The sequence below is a fragment of the Paenibacillus sp. FSL W7-1088 genome (assembly GCF_037969855.1).
Taxonomy (GTDB): domain Bacteria; phylum Bacillota; class Bacilli; order Paenibacillales; family Paenibacillaceae; genus Paenibacillus.
The window spans coordinates 318,972-340,597 of record NZ_CP150216.1 but is presented as its reverse complement, the minus strand read 5'-3'; the positions used below and the strand labels follow the sequence as shown (position 1 = coordinate 340,597).

General features: G+C 46.7%; 15 protein-coding genes and 1 pseudogene. 2 read left to right on the top strand and 14 right to left on the bottom strand.

Annotated elements, in window-relative coordinates:
* The first annotated feature begins 273 nt into the window (after nucleotides 1-273).
* A complete protein-coding gene (locus MKY42_RS01580) occupies nucleotides 274-2,253 on the top strand; it encodes a methyl-accepting chemotaxis protein (protein ID WP_339848183.1) in 1,980 nt (659 codons plus the stop codon).
* Between the two features lie 121 nt (nucleotides 2,254-2,374).
* Here the strand turns inward: MKY42_RS01580 and MKY42_RS01575 are convergent, their stop codons facing one another.
* The 7 genes from MKY42_RS01575 to iolD form a co-directional block, all read right to left on the bottom strand.
* Nucleotides 2,375-3,403: a LacI family DNA-binding transcriptional regulator gene (locus MKY42_RS01575; RefSeq protein ID WP_179262104.1), complete on the bottom strand. Its 1,029-nt coding sequence runs from the start codon at nucleotides 3,401-3,403 to the stop codon at nucleotides 2,375-2,377.
* A 107-nt stretch (nucleotides 3,404-3,510) separates the two neighbouring features.
* Nucleotides 3,511-4,320 (bottom strand): 5-deoxy-glucuronate isomerase, encoded by an 810-nt coding sequence (iolB, locus tag MKY42_RS01570; protein WP_110002482.1) that lies wholly within the window; start codon nucleotides 4,318-4,320, stop codon nucleotides 3,511-3,513.
* 82 nt (nucleotides 4,321-4,402) lie between these two features.
* Nucleotides 4,403-5,455 (bottom strand): inositol 2-dehydrogenase, encoded by a 1,053-nt coding sequence (iolG, locus tag MKY42_RS01565; protein ID WP_339848180.1) that lies wholly within the window; start codon nucleotides 5,453-5,455, stop codon nucleotides 4,403-4,405.
* Nucleotides 5,456-5,525: 70 nt separating this feature from the next.
* Complete coding sequence (locus MKY42_RS01560; protein ID WP_305729145.1) at nucleotides 5,526-7,001, bottom strand: CoA-acylating methylmalonate-semialdehyde dehydrogenase; 1,476 nt, start codon at nucleotides 6,999-7,001, stop codon at nucleotides 5,526-5,528.
* 81 nt (nucleotides 7,002-7,082) lie between these two features.
* Entirely contained in the window at nucleotides 7,083-8,093 is a 1,011-nt protein-coding gene (gene iolC / locus MKY42_RS01555) for a 5-dehydro-2-deoxygluconokinase (protein ID WP_064642883.1), read from the bottom strand.
* 111 nt (nucleotides 8,094-8,204) lie between these two features.
* Nucleotides 8,205-9,107 (bottom strand): myo-inosose-2 dehydratase, encoded by a 903-nt coding sequence (gene iolE, locus MKY42_RS01550; protein WP_179262108.1) that lies wholly within the window; start codon nucleotides 9,105-9,107, stop codon nucleotides 8,205-8,207.
* Between the two features lie 179 nt (nucleotides 9,108-9,286).
* Nucleotides 9,287-11,152 carry a 3D-(3,5/4)-trihydroxycyclohexane-1,2-dione acylhydrolase (decyclizing) gene (iolD, locus tag MKY42_RS01545; RefSeq protein ID WP_339848174.1) on the bottom strand — a complete coding sequence of 622 codons (1,866 nt, stop codon included), beginning with the start codon at nucleotides 11,150-11,152 and terminating at the stop codon, nucleotides 9,287-9,289.
* A 689-nt stretch (nucleotides 11,153-11,841) separates the two neighbouring features.
* Here iolD and MKY42_RS01540 point away from each other — a divergent pair.
* Nucleotides 11,842-12,059, top strand: a pseudogene (locus MKY42_RS01540) (ParA family protein); the annotation flags it as partial.
* A 118-nt stretch (nucleotides 12,060-12,177) separates the two neighbouring features.
* Here the strand turns inward: MKY42_RS01540 and MKY42_RS01535 are convergent.
* From MKY42_RS01535 to lanKC, 7 genes are all read right to left on the bottom strand, one after another.
* Nucleotides 12,178-12,630: a hypothetical protein gene (locus tag MKY42_RS01535; RefSeq protein WP_339853217.1), complete on the bottom strand. Its 453-nt coding sequence runs from the start codon at nucleotides 12,628-12,630 to the stop codon at nucleotides 12,178-12,180.
* 527 nt (nucleotides 12,631-13,157) lie between these two features.
* Complete coding sequence (locus MKY42_RS01530) at nucleotides 13,158-15,005, bottom strand: ABC transporter ATP-binding protein (protein WP_339852667.1); 1,848 nt, start codon at nucleotides 15,003-15,005, stop codon at nucleotides 13,158-13,160.
* A gap of 62 nt (nucleotides 15,006-15,067) precedes the next feature.
* On the bottom strand, nucleotides 15,068-16,816 hold the full coding sequence (locus MKY42_RS01525; RefSeq protein ID WP_339848172.1) for an ABC transporter ATP-binding protein: 1,749 nt from the start codon (nucleotides 16,814-16,816) through the stop codon (nucleotides 15,068-15,070).
* A gap of 368 nt (nucleotides 16,817-17,184) precedes the next feature.
* Nucleotides 17,185-18,018 carry a class I SAM-dependent methyltransferase gene (locus MKY42_RS01520; RefSeq protein WP_339848170.1) on the bottom strand — a complete coding sequence of 278 codons (834 nt, stop codon included), beginning with the start codon at nucleotides 18,016-18,018 and terminating at the stop codon, nucleotides 17,185-17,187.
* A gap of 115 nt (nucleotides 18,019-18,133) precedes the next feature.
* The gene (locus MKY42_RS01515) at nucleotides 18,134-18,292 is read right to left on the bottom strand and encodes a class III lanthipeptide (protein ID WP_339848168.1); all 159 of its coding nucleotides are present in this window, start codon (nucleotides 18,290-18,292) and stop codon (nucleotides 18,134-18,136) included.
* A 496-nt stretch (nucleotides 18,293-18,788) separates the two neighbouring features.
* A complete protein-coding gene (locus MKY42_RS01510) occupies nucleotides 18,789-18,932 on the bottom strand; it encodes a class III lanthipeptide (protein WP_339848167.1) in 144 nt (47 codons plus the stop codon).
* A 31-nt stretch (nucleotides 18,933-18,963) separates the two neighbouring features.
* Nucleotides 18,964-21,588: a class III lanthionine synthetase LanKC gene (gene lanKC / locus MKY42_RS01505; RefSeq protein WP_339848166.1), complete on the bottom strand. Its 2,625-nt coding sequence runs from the start codon at nucleotides 21,586-21,588 to the stop codon at nucleotides 18,964-18,966.
* Nucleotides 21,589-21,626: the final 38 nt, after the last annotated feature.

The window sequence follows — 21,626 nt, the reverse complement described above, 5'->3', positions numbered from 1 at the left end:
AAGTCTCCTTTCACCGTTGGGTAAAACAGGGAATAAAATTTTCCATTATAAGTATAACATCTCATCCAAATATTGTTCTAGATCATTAAAATAACCCACTAAATACAAGTACTTTATAAAGAAAAAACCTCTTCATAATCCTTCATTTTAAATTTTATATAATGCTAACTAACTTGATAAATATCTATATTATCTTTTTGAAAAAAATGTCGATATATTACATAAGCTTTCGGCTTTGCCTATACTAGCAGGACATCGAAGGGGGAGAATTGGATGAAACTTAAACCGAAATTAATGATGATGTTTCTGGCCGCTGTACTCATTACGGCGATTCCACTGGCAACACTTGGCTTATACCAAACAGAGAAACAAGCCACTCGTAATGTTGATTCCAAGTTAACTGGATTAATGTCCTCGTCGGCCAACGAACTGAATGGCTGGATCAGCAGCAATGCCAAAGTTGTGGAAACACTAGGGTTTGTGATTCAGGAAGGAGTTCCGGCTGGACAACTGAACGAAGATTATTTTGACATCATGAAGCTGGGCAGTAACAAAGAGAGTCTATCAGATCTTTACTTTGGTTCAGAACAAGACGGTCATTTCATGAATGGTTCGGACTGGACACCTGATGCGGGGTATGATCCACGTCAGCGTCCTTGGTACCAGGAAGCGAAGCAGGCCGATCAACTGGTATTCTCTGATCCCTATCTGGATATGATGTCGAAGCAATATGCGGTGTCCATGGCGATGCCGGTCTTGAATAAAACGGGACAGCTGCAAGGCGTAGTGGCAGGAGATTTGCTGCTCTCTACCCTTACGGATACGGTGGAAAAAATTAATCTGGACGGGCTAGGTTATACATTTTTAATCGATAAAAAAGGATTGCTTCTGGCTCACCCTGACGAGAAACAGGTGAATACCTCGGCATCTGACAATGCTGAATTAAAACCACTGCTGGCCGATATGCAGGCAAACCCGTCAGGGGAGAAGAATTTCAACTACAATGGTGAGAATTATCTGCTGTTCTATAATCAAATCCCCAGCACGGGCTGGGTGATCGGTTCAGTTATTTCCGAAAAATTGGCCTATTCAGAATACTATGAACTACGAAATAACTACATTCTGATTATCGCTGTTACGCTAATCGTTGTTATGGCAGCAGCATACTGGATTGCAACACTATTCATCACACCACTGAAAAGCTTGGGGGCGACCTCCAGACTGATGTCGAGTGGTGACTTTACCGGTCGGGTGCAGATCAAAGGTAAAGATGAGTTCGCGGAGTTAGGTACGGCATTCAATCAGATGTCCGCTCAACTCAGTTTGCTGCTGAAACAGGTCGCCTCCTCCGCTAACCGGGTGCAAAGCATCTCGGGTGAGATGGAAGAGCATACGGACAATACCAAACGTATTGCCGAACAGATCTCCATCGCCACAGATGAACTCGCTCAAGGGTCAAGCAAACAGGCGGAATCGGTCTACGACGGTTCAAGTCGACTGTCCGAGATGAGTAATAGTGTTGGCGGCATTAACCGCAGTGTTGAACAATCGGTAACGATGATGCGAGAAGCAGGAGAAGCCATGCTTGCCGGATTGCAAGCCGTGGACCATCAGGTGGAACTTGCGGACAGCAATTGGAGTTCTATTGATCGGGTGGGTGAGTCGATCACGCTTTTGGCGGACAAGTCGCAGAAAATTGAGGATATTGTCGGCATGATTCGGGGCATCGCCTCCCAGACTAATCTGCTCGCCCTGAACGCTTCCATTGAAGCAGCCAGAGCAGGTGAACACGGACGCGGCTTTGCTGTCGTTGCCGAAGAAGTGCGGAAACTGGCCGAGCAGTCTTCGGACTCGGCACAGGATATCATTGTCCTGCTGGATGAGATTCAGGCGGCAAGTCGTCAAAGCGTGAGTGAAGTAACTTCGGCTGAACAAGGTATTGAGCAGCAGGTAGCTGCTGTGCATGAGATGCGCGAGTCGTTTACCCGAATCAAACAATCCATTGACGGCATCGACAGCCAGCTTCAGTTGGTATCCTCTGCTACGACCGAGTTGGATGATAGCTCTGGTAAGATTGCCGAAGTGATTTCCAGTGTTGCAGCCATGTCGGAGCAGAGCGCGGCTTCCACGGAAGAGGTTGCTTCTTCCACGCAGGAACAGTTCAATTACATTACCAGCATCTCGGAACGTTCCAATGAGCTGGCGCAGCATGCCAATACGCTGTACGAGGAAGTGAAGAAGTTCAAGATTTAACTCAAACAAGCCGCGTTCACCCTTAGGGGCACGCGGCTTGTTTTGTATGGACGACGTATATGTTTGTTGATACTCATATGCTTTTTTGTGTTGATCTTTCCTGAATCGTTGAAGTAACCGATTACGTGACTGTGTTCTCAGATTGAGCTGATACATTCCCTGTCGAGTCTCTAATGACCAATTCAGGCTTCAGGACAATTTTCTGCGGTGAATTTTCTTCATTTTTCAGCTCATCAATTAATAGATCAACGGCACGACGCCCCAGATCCTCAATAGGTTGGGCAACCGTCGTCAGAGGCGGACTGGTTACCGAAGCCAGAATCGTATTATCGAATCCGATGATGGATACATCTTCAGGCACACGCAGGCCTAACTCTTTGGCAGCCTGAAGCGCACCAATCGCCTGCATGTCGTTACAGCAGAAGATGCCTGTGGCACGATTTTTTTCCGTGAGCAGCACGAGCGCCTCTTTTTTGGCTGAACCCAGATCGGCAGACGACTCTCTCACCCGATTGCCTTCAAGAGAATAACCCGCCTTCTCCAATGCTTCACGAAATCCGCGTACACGTTCCTGACTGCTGCTGACTTTGAACGGTTCCGATAGCACCGCTACGTGAGTATGACCCAATTCAAGCAGATGCTGTGCTGCCAAGGCGCCGCCAAGCCTGTCATCGATCGCAACGGTATGTACCGACAACGACGGCATATGACGGGCAATCAGAGCAACAGGTATCGACTGCTGCAGGAGTGGAGAGAGAATCTCGGCATTGTCGATACCTGTTCCGATCATCATGCCGTCGACCCTTTTTTGCTGAAGCAGATTCAAATACCGCTCTACCCGCTCGTCCTTATTGTCTGTGCTGCAAATCACGACGCTATAACCCAACTGCCGACTGCGATCTTCTACCGCTCTGGCCAGCTCGGCAAAATACGGATTGGAGATATCGGGCACGAGCAGCCCGAGCGTGTATGTCTGCTTACCCGTAAGTGCAGCAGCAATAGCGCTCGGCTGGTAGTGAAGCCGCTCCATGATCTCCATAATCTCGGCACGCCGCTTCTCGCTAATTTTACCTTTGCCGTTAATAACCTGTGAGACGGTTGCAATGGATACCCCCGCCTCGCGTGCGATATCATATATGGTTGCTTTCATTGTTATTATTTCCCCATTTGTGCTATATATAAATTCCCTTATATATAGGTAATCGTTATCTTCTCATTATGCAGGGGGAAGTCCGCATACGCAACTTGAAGCCGATACTACTTTTTATTCATCAGCCAATCATGGTCCGGGTCGTTATGGAACTTCCAGGTCCGGGTTGGTCCTGCCATCACATTCAGATAGTAGACCTCGTATCCCGGAGGAGCACCTACCGGATGGTATCCACACGGAACAAGCACAACTTCGCCGTTGTTCACTGCAATCGTCTCATCTACAGCTCGATCATCTGTGTATATTCGTTGGATGGCAAACCCCTGCTCAGGCTGCACTCGGAAATAGTACGTCTCCTCTAGTAACGACTCATCAGGCAGTGCATCCCGGTCATGTTTATGCGGCGGGTAACTCGACCAATGTCCATCTGGCGTGAACACCTCAACGACGAGCAGACTGTCTGCTTCTTTTTGTTCCGGCAAAATGTTGTGAATCTGTCGTTCCAGATTGCCGTAACCACGCGTCTCAACACCTACATCTTCCGGGGCAATCAGACGAGCAGGATACGTGCCTTTACCTGGTGCCGCACATATGGCAATCTCCAATGCGGTAAGAGCGGTGAACTCCACTCGGTCTGAACTGGATACGTAAATCGAATACGGAGGAATTTTCTCAAAAACACTCATTCTTTTCCCGATATTCTCCCACGTATATTCACGAGTACTTACATTCGCCAAACCGCTGAGAAGCACAAGACAGAGTTCCTGATCCCCGCTCTCACGAGTTAGAGTCTGCCCCTCCGCAAGCTGCACCACCTGGAACCCGACGTATTCCCATCCCGCAGACTCTGGCGTGACCGTCAACAACGTTCCGTCTGCTTTTGGATTCAACACAGGTTTTACTACGCGTTCTGACATGCTTCCTTCCACTCCTTCCGGTATTTATCCTTTATCGTGATGACTGTCTATTAGATGAAATGAATTTGTTACGAAAATGGCCCTACGGGGCAACCGTCTGCGATTCCACCGACATCCCCGGGACTTCCCGCAGCTTCACAGGTCTGCCTTGTTCCATGGACATGCGAGCGGCAAGTGCAATGCGTTCTGCCTGAACAGCATCATTCCCGTTCACGATGACAGGTGTATCATTCCGAATCGCGTCGATGAAAAGAGCTGTCTCCTGCACGTACGCTTCGTTGTATCGCTCCAGGAAAAAGTGCAGCGGCTTGTCGCGCATCAATCCGGTCGCTGTACTAATCTCTGCCGTATTCGGATGATCGTTCGCAGCTGCGGCGCTGCCCAACGAACCAAATACCTCGACTCGCTGATCGTATCCATATACCGCCTGGCGGCTGTTATCTATGACGCCAATTGCTCCATTTTCAAAACTCATCGTCACAATGGCCGTATCCACATCGCCGTGTTCGGCAAATACAGGATGAATCAGCACATTGCCCTGGGCATAGACTTCCTCCACCTCACTCCCGGACAGATACCGGGCCATGTCGAAATCATGGATCATCATATCCATGAAGATTCCGCCAGACACCCGAATGTACTCCGCTGGCGGCGGACTCGGGTCACGAGAAGTGATTTTGATAATATGCGGATCACCAATCGTTCCCTCCTGCACATGTGCACGTACCCGTTTGAAGTTATGGTCGAAGCGACGATTGAATCCAATTTGCAGCTTTACCCCTGCCTTCTGCACGGCTGCAACAGCTGCCTGAGTCTGATGAAGATCCATACTGACCGGCTTCTCGCAAAAAATGTGTTTGCCCGCCTGGGCTGCCTGTTCAATCAGGGGTACATGCGTATCTGTTGAGGAACAGATTAGTACTGCATCTACATTTGGCATGGCGATCAGCTCGCTGCTATCTGTCGTTACCACCGGAATACCACGGCTGGAAGCCCACGCCTCCAGCTCGGGTCCTGCAAACAAATCACTGATGCCAACAATCTCGGCATGCGGGTTGTGCAGGAGATTGTCCGCATGAATTTTACCAATCCGCCCAGCGCCGATGATGCCAATTCTCACTTTATCCTTGCCCATTCCGTTATCCTCCCTGTATGTGTCCATGTGGACTCAACGTTCTTCCATTGGCTGGGTATGCCCTGAGTGACTACCAGCGGGCAGTAACCATCTTTTTGCGAGTATAAAATTCAACGCCGTCTGTACCGTTGGCATGCAAATCACCGTAGAAGGATTTCTTCCAGCCGGAAAAAGGGAAAAATGCCATTGGCGCAGGTACGCCCAGGTTAATGCCCAGCATGCCTGCATCAATCGTTTCACGGAATTGGCGCATGCTTGCTCCACTGCGGGTGAACAGGCAAGCTCCGTTGGCAAAGTCGGAACGGTTGGCCAGTTCCACTGCTTCCTCCAGCGTAGCCACCCTCGCTACCGAGAGCACCGGTGCAAAAATCTCGTCCTTCCAGATCTTCATGGTGCTCTGCACCTCATCAAATACCGTCGGACCAACGAAATAACCGGACTTGCCTGTCGCTTCATCTTTGCGACCATCCCGGATCAGAGCAGCGCCTTCCTGTTCTCCGGATTCAATGTAACTAAGTGTACGTTCCTTATGTGGGCCACGAATGACAGGACCCAGGAATACCCCTTCATCCATGCCGTTACCAATGGTGATGCGATCTGCCGCTTCGACCAGCTTTTGCACCAGCGTGTCAGCAACATCGCCCACGGCGACAACAACCGAGCAGGCCATACAGCGTTCTCCGGCTGAGCCGAAGGCCGCACTGGTGATTTCTTTCACCGTCAATTCGAGATCGGCATCCGGCATAACGATCGAGTGATTTTTGGCACCAGCAAGCGCCTGTACCCGTTTGCCATGTGCGGATGCGGTAGTGTATACATATTCAGCCACAGGCTGTGATCCGACAAAAGAGATCGCTTGAACATCCTTGTGTTCAAGCAGGCCATTCACGACGTCATGCGCACCGTGAACGATATTGAGCACGCCGTCCGGAAGCCCTGCTTCCTTGAACAGCTCGGCCAGACGACCTGCCAGCAGCGGTGTGCGCTCCGACGGCTTCAGGACAAAGGTGTTGCCGCACGCAATCGCCAGCGGGAACATCCAGCACGGTACCATCATCGGGAAGTTGAAGGGGGTTATTCCCCCAATAACACCGATCGGGTACCGATACATGCCTGACTCCAGCCCCGTGGCGATGTCGGGCAGCTGTTTGCCCATCATCAGGTTCGGGGCGCCTGCCGCGAATTCGACGCATTCAATGCCGCGCTGCACTTCGCCGTAAGCTTCCGCGTAGCTTTTACCGTTCTCCAGCGTAACCAGCCGTGCGAGTTCTTCCCAGTGCTCCACCAGCAGCTGCTGGTAGCGGAACAGAATCCGTGCACGGCGGGGAACCGGTGTGCCACTCCAGGACGGGAATGCCTCCCGTGCCGTCTGGACGGCCAAATCCACATCCGCCTGTTCAGACAGCGGAACGTGTGCAATGACCTCTTCCGTAGCCGGATTTACGACCGGCTCCGTACGGGTTGCCGCCGGGGTCACCCAGGCACCCCCGATCCAGTTTTGAACCATTGTCGCTGTTGCTGACGCTTCCGAAATTCCTTTTCCCATAGCCCTGTCTCCCTTCGCTTATATGTGCGTTGCGTCGAATCACTCCATGTACTCCATGTACTCCAAGTACTTCAACACGCTTCAAGACACCGTAATTTCGCCCCGATTGCAGCGTTCGATATAGTCATTCACTTGTTCCACCGTTGGCATCGCATCCGAGCAGCTATGGCTGGAGATAACGATACACGCAGCCGCACTGCCAAACGCCATGCTGCGTTCAATCGTCCATCCCTGCATCAACCCATACAGGAATCCCGCCGCATAGGAATCACCTGCTCCAAACGTCTTCACCACACGCGCAGGGTAGCTGTCCGCTTGATGAGATAGCCCTTCGCCGGTATAGGCAATGGAGCCTTCCTTGCCATGTTTGATGACGACAATTTTAGCTGAAAAGTCAAACCATTTTTGCGCGGTCACCTGATCGCTATGGTCTGGATTATGGTCAAACGTCTCCATCATGTCGAACTCTTCACGTGTGCCCAGAATGATATCGCATTTCTCGGCTGCGAGGTTATAATAGACCGCCGTCTCTTCGGCTGATGTCCATGTGTAAGGACGATAGTCCAGATCAAACACAATGATTGTGCCATGCTTTTTCGCATACGCCAGCGCCTGGAATACCGCTTCACGCGATGGGCTCTGGGCGAGGGCTGTGCCTGAAATGAGCAAAACTTTGGAGTCGGCAATCAGCTGTTCCTGAACCTCTCTCGACTGCAATAGCAGATCAGCCACATGGTCACGGTACATTAGGATGCTGCAATCAGTTGGACTTTTGATCTCGGTAAAAGCAAGTCCTGTCACCGCTCCGGTATCGTCCGTTACCACATTTGACGTATCGATCCCGTTCCGCTCCAGATAACTGTTGATGAACCTGCCCATCTGGTCATTCGCGATTTTGCCGATAAATGCCGTTTCCATACCAAGCCTGGACATGCCAATCGTGATATTAGCCGGAGATCCGCCCACATATTTCGTAAAGGTCATCGTCTCTTCCATCGGGCGATTGATCTCATTGGCATTCAAGTCGATGCACAGACGGCCAATCGCGGTGAAATCCATCTTCCTGGAATCAGGAAAGGATACGTAAGTCATTGTATTTGAACCCCTTTCTGTAATGGGATTTGGAATGATACATTCATCAAACTCACACTCATAATCCGGTTTACCTCATGGTATGGCTCTCTCCCGATGGCCATGGCTTTATCAGCTGTGCTGGTATAAGGTCTCCATATATTGCAACGATCGCCGCGCATACTCATACGGATTATGAATCGCAGGGTCCTGTTCCCCTTCAAGCATCGCCCAGCCATCATACCCCCGTGTGACCAACTCCTGCAGAATCGGTGCAAAATCAATACAACCATCTCCGGGAACCGTAAAAACCCCTTTACGAATACAGCCTACAAAATCAGACTGTTCCGCCCGTGCTTCCTCCAGCACTTGAGGACGAATATCCTTCAGATGAATATAGGCAATCCGATCATAATGCTTGCGTAGGAGAGCTAACGGGTCGGCTCCGCCATAGTAAGCATGACCTGTGTCATAGAGCAAATAAACAAGAGATGGGTCAGTCAGTTCCATCAATTTATCGATCTCATCCGGCTGCTCAACAACGGTACCACCATGATGATGGTACGTCAGCTTCAACCCGTGCTCACGGGCGATGGCACCTGCTTCGTTCAGCCCCTCAGCAAGGATGTGCCATTCTGATTCACGGAGTCTCAGTACTTCTTTTTCATGCGGTGTCCGCCTTGGATCGAAATGCAGGGAACCGCCTACTTCCGCTGTGCTAATCACCTTGCTGCCCATCGATTGCAGAAACTCCGCGTGTCTGCGATAGCTGTCCAGTTCAGACTGACGATATGCCGGGTCGGAGAACAATACCGATTTCCACTGGGAAACGAGGCGGATGTTGCGCTTGCCCAGCTCCTCCCGCAATGTGTCTGGATCCGTGGGATATTTGCGTCCCATCTCCGTACCTGTCAGACCAAGTCGCTGAATGTCATCCAGAATCTGTTCACATGTTGTTGCATCACCATGCTCCTTTACATCCTCTCCGACCCAGTTGATCGGATGAATCCCGAGCTGAAATGGCAGCTTGTTCATGGCTCCACGTCTCCTTTTGTGGTTCAACATTTTTGCATCATTCGATGTAACTCTTTGCTGGGTGAAAATATTTAGAGGAAGAAGCACCCTGATTCATACAACATATATACGCGTGAAGCATTCCCCTCTGAATCATGCAGATGTGAAAGACACTCTTTGAATTTATGCAAAAAGGTCTATTAAACGAGTCTAACTTTGGCACGGTTTGCCTGCATGGCGTGGTGAGCCGTTACCACCTTTTCCTCGTTGGATACTTCTGGCACGCCTACATTCCACCAGGACTCATACCCACCTGCATTGGTTCCGGGTATGACTGGAATTTCGATCAGTGTAGTCACGGTTTCATTCCGGGCATCTCTGATCGCCTGCTCCAATTGTTCCGTCGTCTCTGCCTTATAGGCTTTGGCTCCAAGGCTGCGGGCATGGGCTGCAAAATCCATAGGCATGTAATCCCCGGTCAGTCGTCCGCTCTCCGATTCTCGATAACGAAACTCATTGCCGAACCCGTCACTTCCGTGCTCCCGTTGCAAATTATGAATACATTGAAATCCATTGTTGTTGAATAGTAAAATGGTCATCTTCTTCTGTTCCTGTAAGCTCGTCACCAGTTCAGAATGCAGCATCAGGTAACTACCGTCACCCACCATGGCATACACTTCACGATCCGGTTCGGCAAGAGCTGCTCCGAATGCTCCGCTCACCTCATAACCCATACAGGAGAAGCCGTACTCCATGTGGTATGTTTTCGGTGCAGACGCGCGCCATAGACGGTGCAAGTCTCCAGGCAAACTTCCCGCCGCACAAACAATGACGGAAGAAGGGTCAATGGTCCGATTAATAACACCGACCGCGGTCGTCTGTGCCAGTCCTGCCTCATGCTGCAGTCCATAGAGTCGATCTACCTCGGCGTTCCACTCATCCCGCAGGTCGGCGATCTCGGATGTTCCGTATCCACTGTGGTACTGCCGTCCCTGTAACGCCGTTTGTAAAGCTTGCAGACCTTCCCGTGCATCCGCCAGAATCGCTTCCCCACCCAGTTTGGCGGCATCCATGCCGTTCAGGTTTATATTGATGAAAGCCGCTTCGGGATGCTGAAAAGCGGAACGAGACGCCGTCGTAAAATCAGAGAACCGGGTGCCGACGCCGATTACCACATCCGCTTCCCTGGCAAGCCTGTTGGCAGCCAGCGAGCCGGTTACGCCGATGGCTCCCACATTAAGTGGGTGGTCCCACGCCAAGGCACTCTTGCCAGCCTGCGTCTCGGCAACCGGAATGCCAAATGCCTCGGCGAATTCAGCCAGCTGTGTGGATGCCTCCGCATACAACACGCCGCCGCCTGCTACGATCAGCGGCTTCCTGCCACGGGCAATCTGCTGCGCTGCCCGTTCAATTGCTGCCTGGACCGGAGGACGACGGTCCAGGTAATGCACCTTGCGGGCGAAGAACGATTCAGGGTAATCGTACGCCTCTGCCTGCACATCCTGCGGCAGCGCCAGCGTTACCGCGCCCGTCTCCGCCGGGTCCGTCAGCACGCGCATCGCCTGCGTGGCGGCAATCATCAGCTGTTCGGGACGTACGATGCGATCCCAGTATTTGCTGACCGCTTTGAACGGGTCAGTAGCTGAAATCGTATAATCGCCGCTTACCTCCAGTTGTTGCAACACGGGATCTGGCTCACGCGTGGCAAAGTTATCACCCGGAAGCAGTAAAACGGGTATCCGATTGACCGTTGCGGTTGCCGCTGCGGTAATCATGTTCAGTGCTCCTGGTCCGATCGACGTTGTGCAGGCATAAATCTGTCTACGGTTCTTCTGCTTGGCATAGGCTGCTGCCGTATGTACCATGCCTTGTTCATTTTTACCCTGCATATACGTCAGGCTTCCTGGGCTACGCTCCAGTGCTTCTCCCATACCTGTTACGTTGCCGTGTCCAAAAATGCCAATGACACCTTTCACAAACTTGGTTTCCACTCCATCAACGGAAATATATTGCTGATCCAAGTATCGGAGCAGTGCCTGAGCCATCGTTAGTCTAATTGTTTTCATGTATTGACTATCTCCCTTCCCCTTACGGGTTAAGCGCTTAATCTGTGTTAAGTTTAAGCGCCTTACCCCTAAGGTTAAGCGCTTAATTGATATAGTATTACAGGCTGGTGAATTAGGCAAGATATTTTTGTAAGCGTTTTAAAAAATCGAAAATAGTTTTTATTGTTGTCCTAATGTACTCCAACCTAATTGCTGTTAGCTAATGGTGTAAGGATGAGTTAGGCTCAAAAGTGTAACCTGGACATAGTCATTTCACAACCACAGCCCTTGTTTATCCTCATTTGGAGCACAGTCCGAAGGTTTACCAGCTAATGTATAAACGAAAGAAAATAAAAAAGTTCATTAGAAGTAACATCTAATGAACTCATACTTATATATTATGGTACCGGCGAGAGGACTCGAACCTCCATGGTTTCCCACTCGATTTTGAGTCGCACAGGCTATTGCGACATGAGCAGAAGTTAAGTCCAAGAAGAGGAATATAAAACCTGCGAAAAGCCTTGTAGAACAAGGTTTTTCGCAGGTTTTTTTCGTTGAATTCAGAGCTAGTCAGACTTCCCTGCGATCACCGAAAAAGAAGCCTCTTTTAGACGTTAGGAAGAACCCGGAAAGAACTAAAGCAGAATCAGCCCGCTCCCTACCATTGACCAAATTAGCGGAGCGAGAATGCTCCCGGGAGGGTACATGTTATGTCCAAAACAACTGTCATCACCATTGCCAATCAGAAAGGCGGCACAGGCAAACGACCACCGCCTACAACCTGGCTTACGCCTTATCTAATGAAGGGAAAAAAGTTCTTCTCGTCGATTTTGATCCGCAACCGATGAAGGAGAACTACGACTACATCATCATTGACACCAATCCTTCGCTTGGATTACTGACGATCAATGCTCTTGCAGCCAGCGATATTCCCCCGCCTTTTAGCCGAATGTATTGTCCCTTGTTGCGGAACTCGGTCCTCAACCCTAACCCATGCTGCAATTACCGATCCATGTCTGTCCATGGAGAATTATCCGAGTGGTCCTTCAATTCCCGATGGTTATCGGGGGACGAAGCACAGATGGAAGCGGATAGGTCTGCCTGCTCATCCATTCCAATTCCCGCTCCGAGATCGGCTGCTCCACGGCAACCACATAATAAAGGATCTCATCCACTACATTCGGCTGGATGCGCTGAAGCATCTCAAGCTCCTCCAGTTCATACAAGGGAGGCACAAAGGGAGGCTGGTACTGTAGCTCCATCCGTAATAGACGAAAATCAAACGTGGGCTCGATATTGTGCATAAGAAGAAGGCTTGGGCAACTTGGCCCTAACGTAGGTTCATAAAAATGGGGAGCCCAGTATACGGGGCTGGATTCATCGAATTTTTGTTTGAAATGAGGATTAACAATATGATTGTAATGATTAGCGTAAGGAGCAAGAATGCACATCACTACTTTATGCGTACACATCCAGTACAGATCAGCCAGCACCTTCATTATACCCTCTACATAGGGGCAGCGAGCGGCTAGTCATCACAAATTCCACCGAATCATCCGGCAATGGAATCGGCTCATTGATATCACATACCAAGTCCACCTCCGGAAGCTCCTGCCGATCAATTCTAAAGTATCCGGGATGCTTATTCGTACTACAGCCAAAAGATCACTTCTCACACCGCTTCCCTCCCACGATACGTCTTTAGACACTTTAGTATATTAGCCCTGTGGGAGGTGGGTATGGGTATACCCATATTGTGGGTCAGGTTCGTATAGCTTATTTGCCCCACAACATTGTTCTTCTTGACCTCAAACATTAGTTAATGCATGACTCTGTTCTTAGAGGTCTTTGCGATACAAGATCAAGCTTCAGATAGATCAATCCGTTATTTCCCCACCAATTGTGTGAGCAAAATCTAGATAATTCTTCCGCGCAGATGGCAGCTCACGGTTATATACATTGTTATTCATTTTAGCCTTTTATTCAAGAGGTGCACACCATGCAGGACTATGGCACAGTGAATACCTTACACAACTTCAACCACCCCTTGTTCCGAAAACTGACTATTGTAAAGATCAGCGTAGAAACCGTCTTTCGCCATCAGCTCTTCGTGGGTTCCTTTCTCGATGACACTGCCTTGATTCATGACCAGAATGAGGTCCGCATCGCGGATGGTTGACAAGCGATGGGCGATAACAAAGCTCGTTCTGCCATGCATCAGCGTATTTATCCCTTTCTGAATCTGCACCTCAGTTCGCGTGTCTACGCTACTGGTAGCCTCATCAAGAATTAGAATTGACGGGTCAGCCAGGAACGCCCGGGCAATGGTCAGAAGCTGCTTCTGTCCTTCTGAGATATTGGATGCCTCTTCATTCAGCACCGTATCATAACCCAGTGGTAACGTACGAATAAAGTGGTCGGCATGGGCCACTTTGGCAGCCCGCAAAATTTCGCTTTCAGTCGCCCCTGTACGGCCGTAAGCAATATTATCACGGATCGTTCCATTGAAGAGCCACGTATCCTGTAGCACCATACTGAATTTGCTGCGCAAATCACTGCGCTTCATTTCGGCAATATTGACGCCGTCAATAACAATTTCGCCACCGTTCAGCTCATAAAAGCGCATGAGCAGATTGATCATTGTCGTCTTGCCTGCACCAGTTGGTCCTACAATCGCAATCGTCTGCCCTGGGCTGACTTTAATATTCATATCCTCAATGAGAATGACATCCTCAATATATCCGAATTTCACATGACGGAACTCTACTCCGCCTTCTTTGTCAGTTATAACAGCCTTCGATTCGGGGTTCATTTCGCCCGTTTTCTTGGCTGTAGCAACCGTATCCAGGACTTCCTCATCTTCATCCAACAGTTCAAATACACGTTCAGCCGAGGCAATAGTGGACTGGATAATGTTCGCGATATTTGCTGTTTGTGTAATCGGAGAGATGAAATGGCGAGTATATTGGATAAATGCTAGGATATCACCGATATTTATTGCTTTTTGTGTAACAAAAATACCGCCAACCACACAAATCAGCACATAACCAATATTGCCGACAAATGTCATCAGCGGCATTATAATTCCTGATATGAATTGGGCACGCCAAACGGAATCGTACAATTTGTCGTTAATATCATTGAATTCTCGAAGCGATTGTTCCTCGCGCCCAAAGGCTTTAATAATACGGTGCCCCGTGTACATCTCTTCAACATGACCGTTTAATTCACCAAGCGACTTTTGCTGGATAACATAATAAGTCTGCGACCACTTACTGATCGCCATAATAAAGATCAAACTGAGCGGCAACGTAGCGATGGTAATCAGTGTAAGCCACGGACTAATGCTCAACATCATGATAATAACGCCGATAATGGTAATTACAGACGTAATAAGTTGCATTAAGCTCTGCTGCAGCGTAGTGCTAATATTATCAACATCGTTAATCGCACGACTTAGCGTCTCTCCGTGGGTTTGAGTGTCAAAATACTTCAACGGCAGCCGCTCCAATTTGCTATTGATCTGTTCACGCATATCGAGAACAATCTTTTGGGCTACATCTGCCATAATGTACTGCTGAACATAACTGAACACTGCGCTGAGCAGGTATAGACAACCCAGTAAGAGCAAAATATCATTGATATATCCGAAATCTATGGCGGCTTCCGGTACACCCATCAATTTACCATAAGCACCCTCGAACAGCTCGGTTGTGGCATTGCCTATCACTTTTGGGCTGTAAATGCTGAATACAGTACTGGCAATTGCAGCTATGAACACGATAAACAGTTGTATTCGATATGGACGCAAATAGCGGAGTAGGCGGCGCAACGTTCCCTTGAAGACTCTGGCCTTCTTGTCTTGGATCTTCATTTCGGTGTCTGGCTCAGTTCTTTCCCGCCGTGGGAGACTGTTTGTCTCCTTTGAGAAATCACTCATGCTATTTCCTCCTCGGACAACTGTGAGGATACAAACTCTCGGTACACCTCACTGTTCTCCAGCAGTTCTCGGTGCGTACCGATTCCAGCAATCATGCCATTGTCCAGCACGATAATCCGGTCCGCATCCATAACCGTGCTGACTCGCTGCGCAACGATCAGAACGGTTGCTTCCGTTGTCTCATCCCTGAGAGCAGCACGGAGCTTTGCCTCGGTCTTGAAATCAAGCGCTGAGAAGCTCTCATCGAACAGGTAGATCTCAGGCCGTCTTACTAGGGCACGGGCAATAGACAGACGCTGCCTCTGTCCGCCGGACACATTATTGCCACCTTGGGCAATCTCAGAATCAAAGCCCTTCTTCATTGTAGAGACAAAATCGTAAGCCTGAGCCACTTTCGTGGCATGAACAATCTCATCATCGGTTGCATCCTCTTTGCCGTAACGAATATTCTCCCGAATAGTGCCAGAGAACAACACCGCTTTTTGTGGGATATAGCCAATCTTGCTCCGCAGTTCCTCCTGCATCATATCCCGGACGTCAATGCTGTCAATCCGCACTGCGCCTTCACTTACATCATAGAATCTGGACAGCAGACTCAGCAGAGTGGATTTGCCGGACCCTGTTCCGCCGATAATTGCCGTCACTTCACCTGGACGAGTGCTGAAGCTAATACCTGACAAAGCAGGGTGTTCGGCGCCTGGATAGGAGAAGGAAACGTTCTCAAATTCAACGAAACTGCGCATGGCACCTTCGGCACGTACTTCCAATTCTACAAGCTTACTATGGTTCGGGTCAGTAATCTCCGGCTGCATATCCATTACTTCGTTGATTCGCACAGCGGAAGCCGATGCACGGGGGATAAGCACGAACATCATAGTAACCATAATCAGCGAAAACATGATCTGCATGGCATACTGGGTAAAAGCCATTAGCGAACCGACTTGCAGATTCCCGTCATCAATGCGTATAGCCCCAAAATAAAAGATCGCAATTATGGAAAAGTCCATAATGATCATCATAAGCGGCATCAGTCCAGCCATCAGCTTGTTGACCTTAATTGCCGTATTCGTCAAATCACGGTTGGCTTCTCTAAATCTGCCTCTCTCATGACCAACACGGTTGAACGAGCGGATGATGCGAATACCCGTCAAGCGTTCCCGCAGCACAAGGTTCAACTTATCCAGCTTGATCTGCATGGCTTTAAACAGCCGGAGCCCCTTCAGCCCAATGAATGTAATCGCCCCGACGAGCAGCGGAATACACACGACAAAAATGAGCGACAGCTTTCTATCCTCTGACACGGCCATAATAATACCGCCAATCATCAACATTGGCGCACTAATCATCATGCGCAACATCGTCGTAAGCACCGCCTGCACCTGGGTGATATCGTTGGTTGTGCGAGTAATTAGCGATGCAGTACCAATCTGGCCAAACTCATGTAACGTAAAATTTTCCACACGATTGAATATCTTCGCCCGGGTATTCTTCCCAAAACCAGCAGCTACCTTAGCCGACCAATAACTAGCGATAACCGAACACAACGTACCTATCGCCGCCACCAGCAGCATAAAGCCACCAATCTGTAGGATATATCCGCTATCACCCTGCACAATTCCTTTATCGACAATATCAGCCATCAATGTAGGCAGGTACAAATCGCTCATGGATTGCAAAAAAATAAGCACCAACACCACAGCAATCCCCAGTCTAAACGGTTTCAGTTCTTTAAATAATTTAATCAAGTGTCTCATCTCCGTTCATAACTAATCGATTCTAATCATGGCGGCAAGTGATTAATCTATCCACTACTTCCTTGGCATCCAGACTGTTGATCAGTTAGGTAACAATTGGAGGTTTAGTCTGATCCCAACACTGTTGAGTTCTTCTTCCTTGATATGTACCGTACCTTATAACATAATATTAATATCAACTTACTTGGTGAGCGAGATAAGCCTTCAACAGATTACAACAAAAAGAGAAGCCCATTCGCCCCTCTTTATATAAAAACGTCCACTTTGCTCGAGGTTAACAATAACTATTATGCATAATAAAAAGTTTCTTTGATGCAATATATCTGGAGAGTTCCCTAGTCTCCATTTTAGGGGTCTCTTTATTTTTTCTTCAACACTGCTGCGAAGAAATCACTATCGCTTGCGTGATCCCCACCATTGACATCTGCATACACCTTTTCAAGCGTAAACCCCGCATCATTCACTTCTTTTTCAAAACTTTCGATGCTAAAATGTTGGTTCCAGTAATTATAATTCACGATCTCACCATCCCCAAAAACGAGAACAGTTTTCTCCAGCGAGACTTGATCAGGGTATTTCATTGAAGCGTACAACATTAGATGCTTTTGATCCGAGAATGGACTATCTTCTCTGGCAATACCCCACACTAAGTTTTTCGTGAATTTTTCAAAGCTCACATCTGACAAGACGTCTAACAAAACCAATCCTCCAGGTTTTAAACCACGGTGGATGTTATCAAGTATTTTTCTTCTATCCTCTGGGCTGAAGACACTATAAATTTGATAAATCAGCAGTGCTAGATCAAATTCATTGTCAATATTAATGTTAGTAATATCTTCATTTTTATATTCTATTACTAGGTCACTTTTTTGGGCCTCTTTGATGGCATAGTCAATTGCTGTTTTATTGAAATCCACACCAACGACTCCATAGCCCTTTAAAGCCAACTTATGAGAATACAGTCCAGGGCCACAGCCCAAATCAATAACTTTATGATAGCTCTCTAACGGAGCAATTTTACTAATGAATTCAACGGTCTCATTAATGAAATCGACTCCCCTACTTCCTCCAGGTAAATTCTCATCAAAATGTGCTTTAAGGACAAGATCACCTCGATCTGAATCAAGCCAGATTTCTTGTGTCCCTTTCTCAAATGGCTCAGGGTTTTGCGCTATTTCTAATAGTTTTTCCATCTTTATCACCCTTAATTGTATTTTTAATCATTTGTGTATACAATTGAATTAACGGTTGTTTAGCTGGGGCCAGCTAAACAACCGTTGGACATTGTTTTACATCAATCAAGAATGCTTAACAATTATTATGACTGACAGTGGAAAGGGCTGTAGAAACAGTTGTAGTTCCAGTTACCGTCCATGTTATTGTAGTAGATATAGGTGTTATTTCCATTGCTTGACCTTTACCGTCTACGTCATGTGCTAATTTTTGCAGTTCAAGTACATCGTTCATTTTTCTCACCTCCTTTCTTAAGGCGTGTCTTAAAACAAGCTATTGCTTCAAAAGCGAAAACATAGCATAATTTTACAAGGACAAAATGACGAGGGAGCCCTGTAAAAAGATGCTGAGACGCCACGAAATCAAGGACCAGGACTGGGAACGGATACAAGATGTATTGCCACCCGAAAACACGGGAGAAGGCAGACCCTCCAAACCCAACCGAGTGATGCTTAATGGAATGCTTTGGAAAGTCAAAACAGGTGCGCCTTGGCGTGATTTGCCTGAACGGTTTGGTCCTTGGAAAACCGTGTATTCCCGATTTCGTTTGTGGAGCAACGATGACCTTTTCAAAAGAAGCTCCATTAAAATTAGTTTTCAGACACGCCCTAGTACCCTGACTGAATCAAATTCAAGGATTCGTTTCGCCTTAAAGCGTACTATTAAATCGTCTAACTGAAAACCAATCCTCATATTTAACGTGGTCAAGGTACTAGTTTAAGGTTTCCATCTAGCAGTTATGAATACTGATTGTTGAGTTTGTTGTCATAATAGTAGTTATCGGTCCTATTGGTGTTGTAAGCATTGCTTCCACCGCATGAACTTTAGCATCTGCTTCATGTGCTAATTTTTGCAGTTCCAAGACATCATTCATCCTTTCACCTCCTATTTCTAATTCAAGGCATTCATTCAGCAATCATGTTTGCCGGAATCCCACTGCTGTTGAACTTTGTTCTTTCCAGAAATTCATCTGAATTTACCAACGGCAGCCAGTAAAGTGGATTTTCTTTGACAATCCCCATTAGTGCTAATATAATGCCTGAACTACCTGTATAAATGTCATCAGCTAATCTATACGAAAACTGCCCTGGGTATACATAGTATCCATTCTTCTCGATTAAGAATATATTAAGTAAATTTAGTATTTCGCCAATCATTTTCTTGCGTTGCTCAACGCACTTAACCATGGGAGGAAGCAATAGAAAGCTACCTGCTCCATCGAATAAGCCTCCACAGATTGTGGAAATTGTCTTTGATAATTGTAAAATCGCATCCATTTCTTCTCTATAAAGGTCTTGTCCACTCACATGATTTAAGTACCAAATCGAAACTGCAATTCCAATAGATCCGCCTGAAAGGTATGGTAATAGGCGATTTCTTTTGTCCAATGTTTGTAATACACCAGTCACATTATCTTTTTGGGTTTTTTCCAGATCTTCTTGGATCAATGACTCCGCCTGATTCAAATACTTCTGATCATGGGTAACTGAATAAAGTGCTGAATAGAACAGAGATACACCAGATAAGCCATCAATTGCACCTATCTCCACTGCCATCCAATCATTAATTTTTAACGATTCAGCCTTGACTCTATTAATTTCAATTAATTCTTCTATCTCTTTAGCAAATTGCAAATGTTCACTATTACCAGTTTCAAGATATAAACTAATCATGAACAATCCTATTCCTGAAAGACCTGATCGTAAAGAAATATTTGATTGATGAATATTGTCTCTAAGAAGTTTTAATTCATATAAGACAGTTTCCTTGTAGCCTTTATCATAAAGCAAAGCCCAAGCTCCTGTTTTCCCAGTAAATAATCCATTGTCTTCAATTTGTGATACATTCTCTAACAAATAATTTTCTATCCAATTATCTACTTCAATAGTGCTGGCGTTATTTTTATGTAGAGTAAAGGCTGCGCCGCTTCCTCCAGTTAAGAAGTTATATTTCCCATCATTCATCTCAAATTGTCGGATGTCACCATTAATGAGCCTTTCATCACTTGTTAAGTTATCTTGAATACCACATATTAACTTACTTAATATAGATTCTACAATAAGGTCAGTTGTCCGATCATTCAGATTAATTTTTTTAGGACTATACTTTTGATAAGCACTTATTCTTTGATCACATTTATCTTGCATATCTAAAATGAAATTATAAAATGAAGCTTCATAATTTTCTTTAATCCAATTGAGATGGTTATATTGAAGATATCCTTCTAAATCCTCTGAGGTCAAGACAGGAAGAGCTAAATTCCTGGAGAGCCTCTTTAAAGCAAACCAATCTCTTGCACCACTAACCTTCATCTCCTGAGATACAAATCCAACTGTGCCCATACCCATCTTTTCTTCAGAATGTACAGGAGTAGCGGTTTCAAAATCAATGATACTAACGGTCAGATCCTCAGCTACCATTATATTCGCTGGTTGCAAATCACCCATAGCTACACCATTACTATGCATTTCGTCTATTATGGTGAATATCTGTAGCAATATCTTTTTAACGTGATTCGCATGATTTCTCAGACCACCCTCATTTCCGAAAAAAGGGAATTCTCGCGCAATCCATTTCCTTAAGTCTTGTCCTTCAATAAATTCCTCTACTAAAAAATAATGCTCCCATTCCTTAAAATAATCGATTATATTGACAACGCCAGATACATCTTTAAGCTTGTTCAGAGCATCATACTCTTTTTTTTGCCTTGCTAATGCATCCTGAGCAACCCCATCTAAACCAGCATTTGGCCTGGCTTCCTTGATAATAACCTTCAAACCATCCTTTTTTCGAGTTGCGAGATACACTCCGCCAGCGTTACTATAGCTGAATGCTGCTTCAACCTTATACCTTGCTAAATTTTTATTTTTTTCAGTCTCCATATCTCCTGAATTATTAATAGAATTGAGATAATCGTCGAAATCCTTCACAAAGTCAGGAACCTGATAAAAGGGAGTTCTTTGATCCTCAATTAAATCACCTTTCTTATCCCTGATACAATGTTGACCAGATTCATTGAGTATACGTCTGAATCCTCCATATCTATAAAATACATTGCTAGTTTGCCATCTCTTATCACTAAGAATATAAGGTCCTTTCTTAAAGTCTTGAGTAACTAAGGAAAGCGTTTCTAACAATTCAAGGAACACTTCATTGCTCGTAGGATAAATTGTTATAAACTTACCAGAAGAAGCGCGATTCGCATTTTTTGAATTCATTTCAAAGAAACTTCGTCTATCCTTTAGATGCTTGAAATCGATATTGATTTCTATGCATATCCGTGCGACCTTCTCTAGGATATCCTGGCAATCTTCTAATAACGTTGTTATATGAATTTTCCAGCCTTGATCTGGAACAGTTCCCCCTTTAAAGTGGTAGTACTTCCATACAGAATCACTTTCTGTGACCACTGTATATGTATCTGGAACTTCATCTAGTTCATATGAATACGCCTTGTCACTAATCTCCATCTCCCCATAATATTCGGACATCGGTTTCAAATACTTATGATATAACATGTTACCTTCCATTAAGTATACCTCCGTTCTAATACTTCAAAGATATCTGG

Excerpts from the sequence above, each read along its gene's own strand:
- MKY42_RS01560 (WP_305729145.1), bottom strand. The coding sequence starts at position 7,001 with ATGGGAAAAGGAATTTCGGAAGCGTCAGCAACAGCGACAATGGTTCAA.
- MKY42_RS01520 (WP_339848170.1), bottom strand. The coding sequence starts at position 18,018 with ATGGAAAAACTATTAGAAATAGCGCAAAACCCTGAGCCATTTGAGAAA.
- MKY42_RS01510 (WP_339848167.1), bottom strand. The coding sequence starts at position 18,932 with ATGAATGATGTCTTGGAACTGCAAAAATTAGCACATGAAGCAGATGCT.
- iolC (WP_064642883.1), bottom strand. The coding sequence starts at position 8,093 with ATGACTTACGTATCCTTTCCTGATTCCAGGAAGATGGATTTCACCGCG.
- MKY42_RS01535 (WP_339853217.1), bottom strand. The coding sequence starts at position 12,630 with ATGAAGGTGCTGGCTGATCTGTACTGGATGTGTACGCATAAAGTAGTG.
- iolG (WP_339848180.1), bottom strand. The coding sequence starts at position 5,455 with ATGGGCAAGGATAAAGTGAGAATTGGCATCATCGGCGCTGGGCGGATT.
- MKY42_RS01515 (WP_339848168.1), bottom strand. The coding sequence starts at position 18,292 with ATGAACGATGTACTTGAACTGCAAAAATTAGCACATGACGTAGACGGT.
- MKY42_RS01580 (WP_339848183.1), top strand. The coding sequence starts at position 274 with ATGAAACTTAAACCGAAATTAATGATGATGTTTCTGGCCGCTGTACTC.
- MKY42_RS01575 (WP_179262104.1), bottom strand. The coding sequence starts at position 3,403 with ATGAAAGCAACCATATATGATATCGCACGCGAGGCGGGGGTATCCATT.
- iolD (WP_339848174.1), bottom strand. The coding sequence starts at position 11,152 with ATGAAAACAATTAGACTAACGATGGCTCAGGCACTGCTCCGATACTTG.
- iolB (WP_110002482.1), bottom strand. The coding sequence starts at position 4,320 with ATGTCAGAACGCGTAGTAAAACCTGTGTTGAATCCAAAAGCAGACGGA.
- iolE (WP_179262108.1), bottom strand. The coding sequence starts at position 9,107 with ATGAACAAGCTGCCATTTCAGCTCGGGATTCATCCGATCAACTGGGTC.
- lanKC (WP_339848166.1), bottom strand. The coding sequence starts at position 21,588 with ATGGAAGGTAACATGTTATATCATAAGTATTTGAAACCGATGTCCGAA.
- MKY42_RS01530 (WP_339852667.1), bottom strand. The coding sequence starts at position 15,005 with ATGAAGATCCAAGACAAGAAGGCCAGAGTCTTCAAGGGAACGTTGCGC.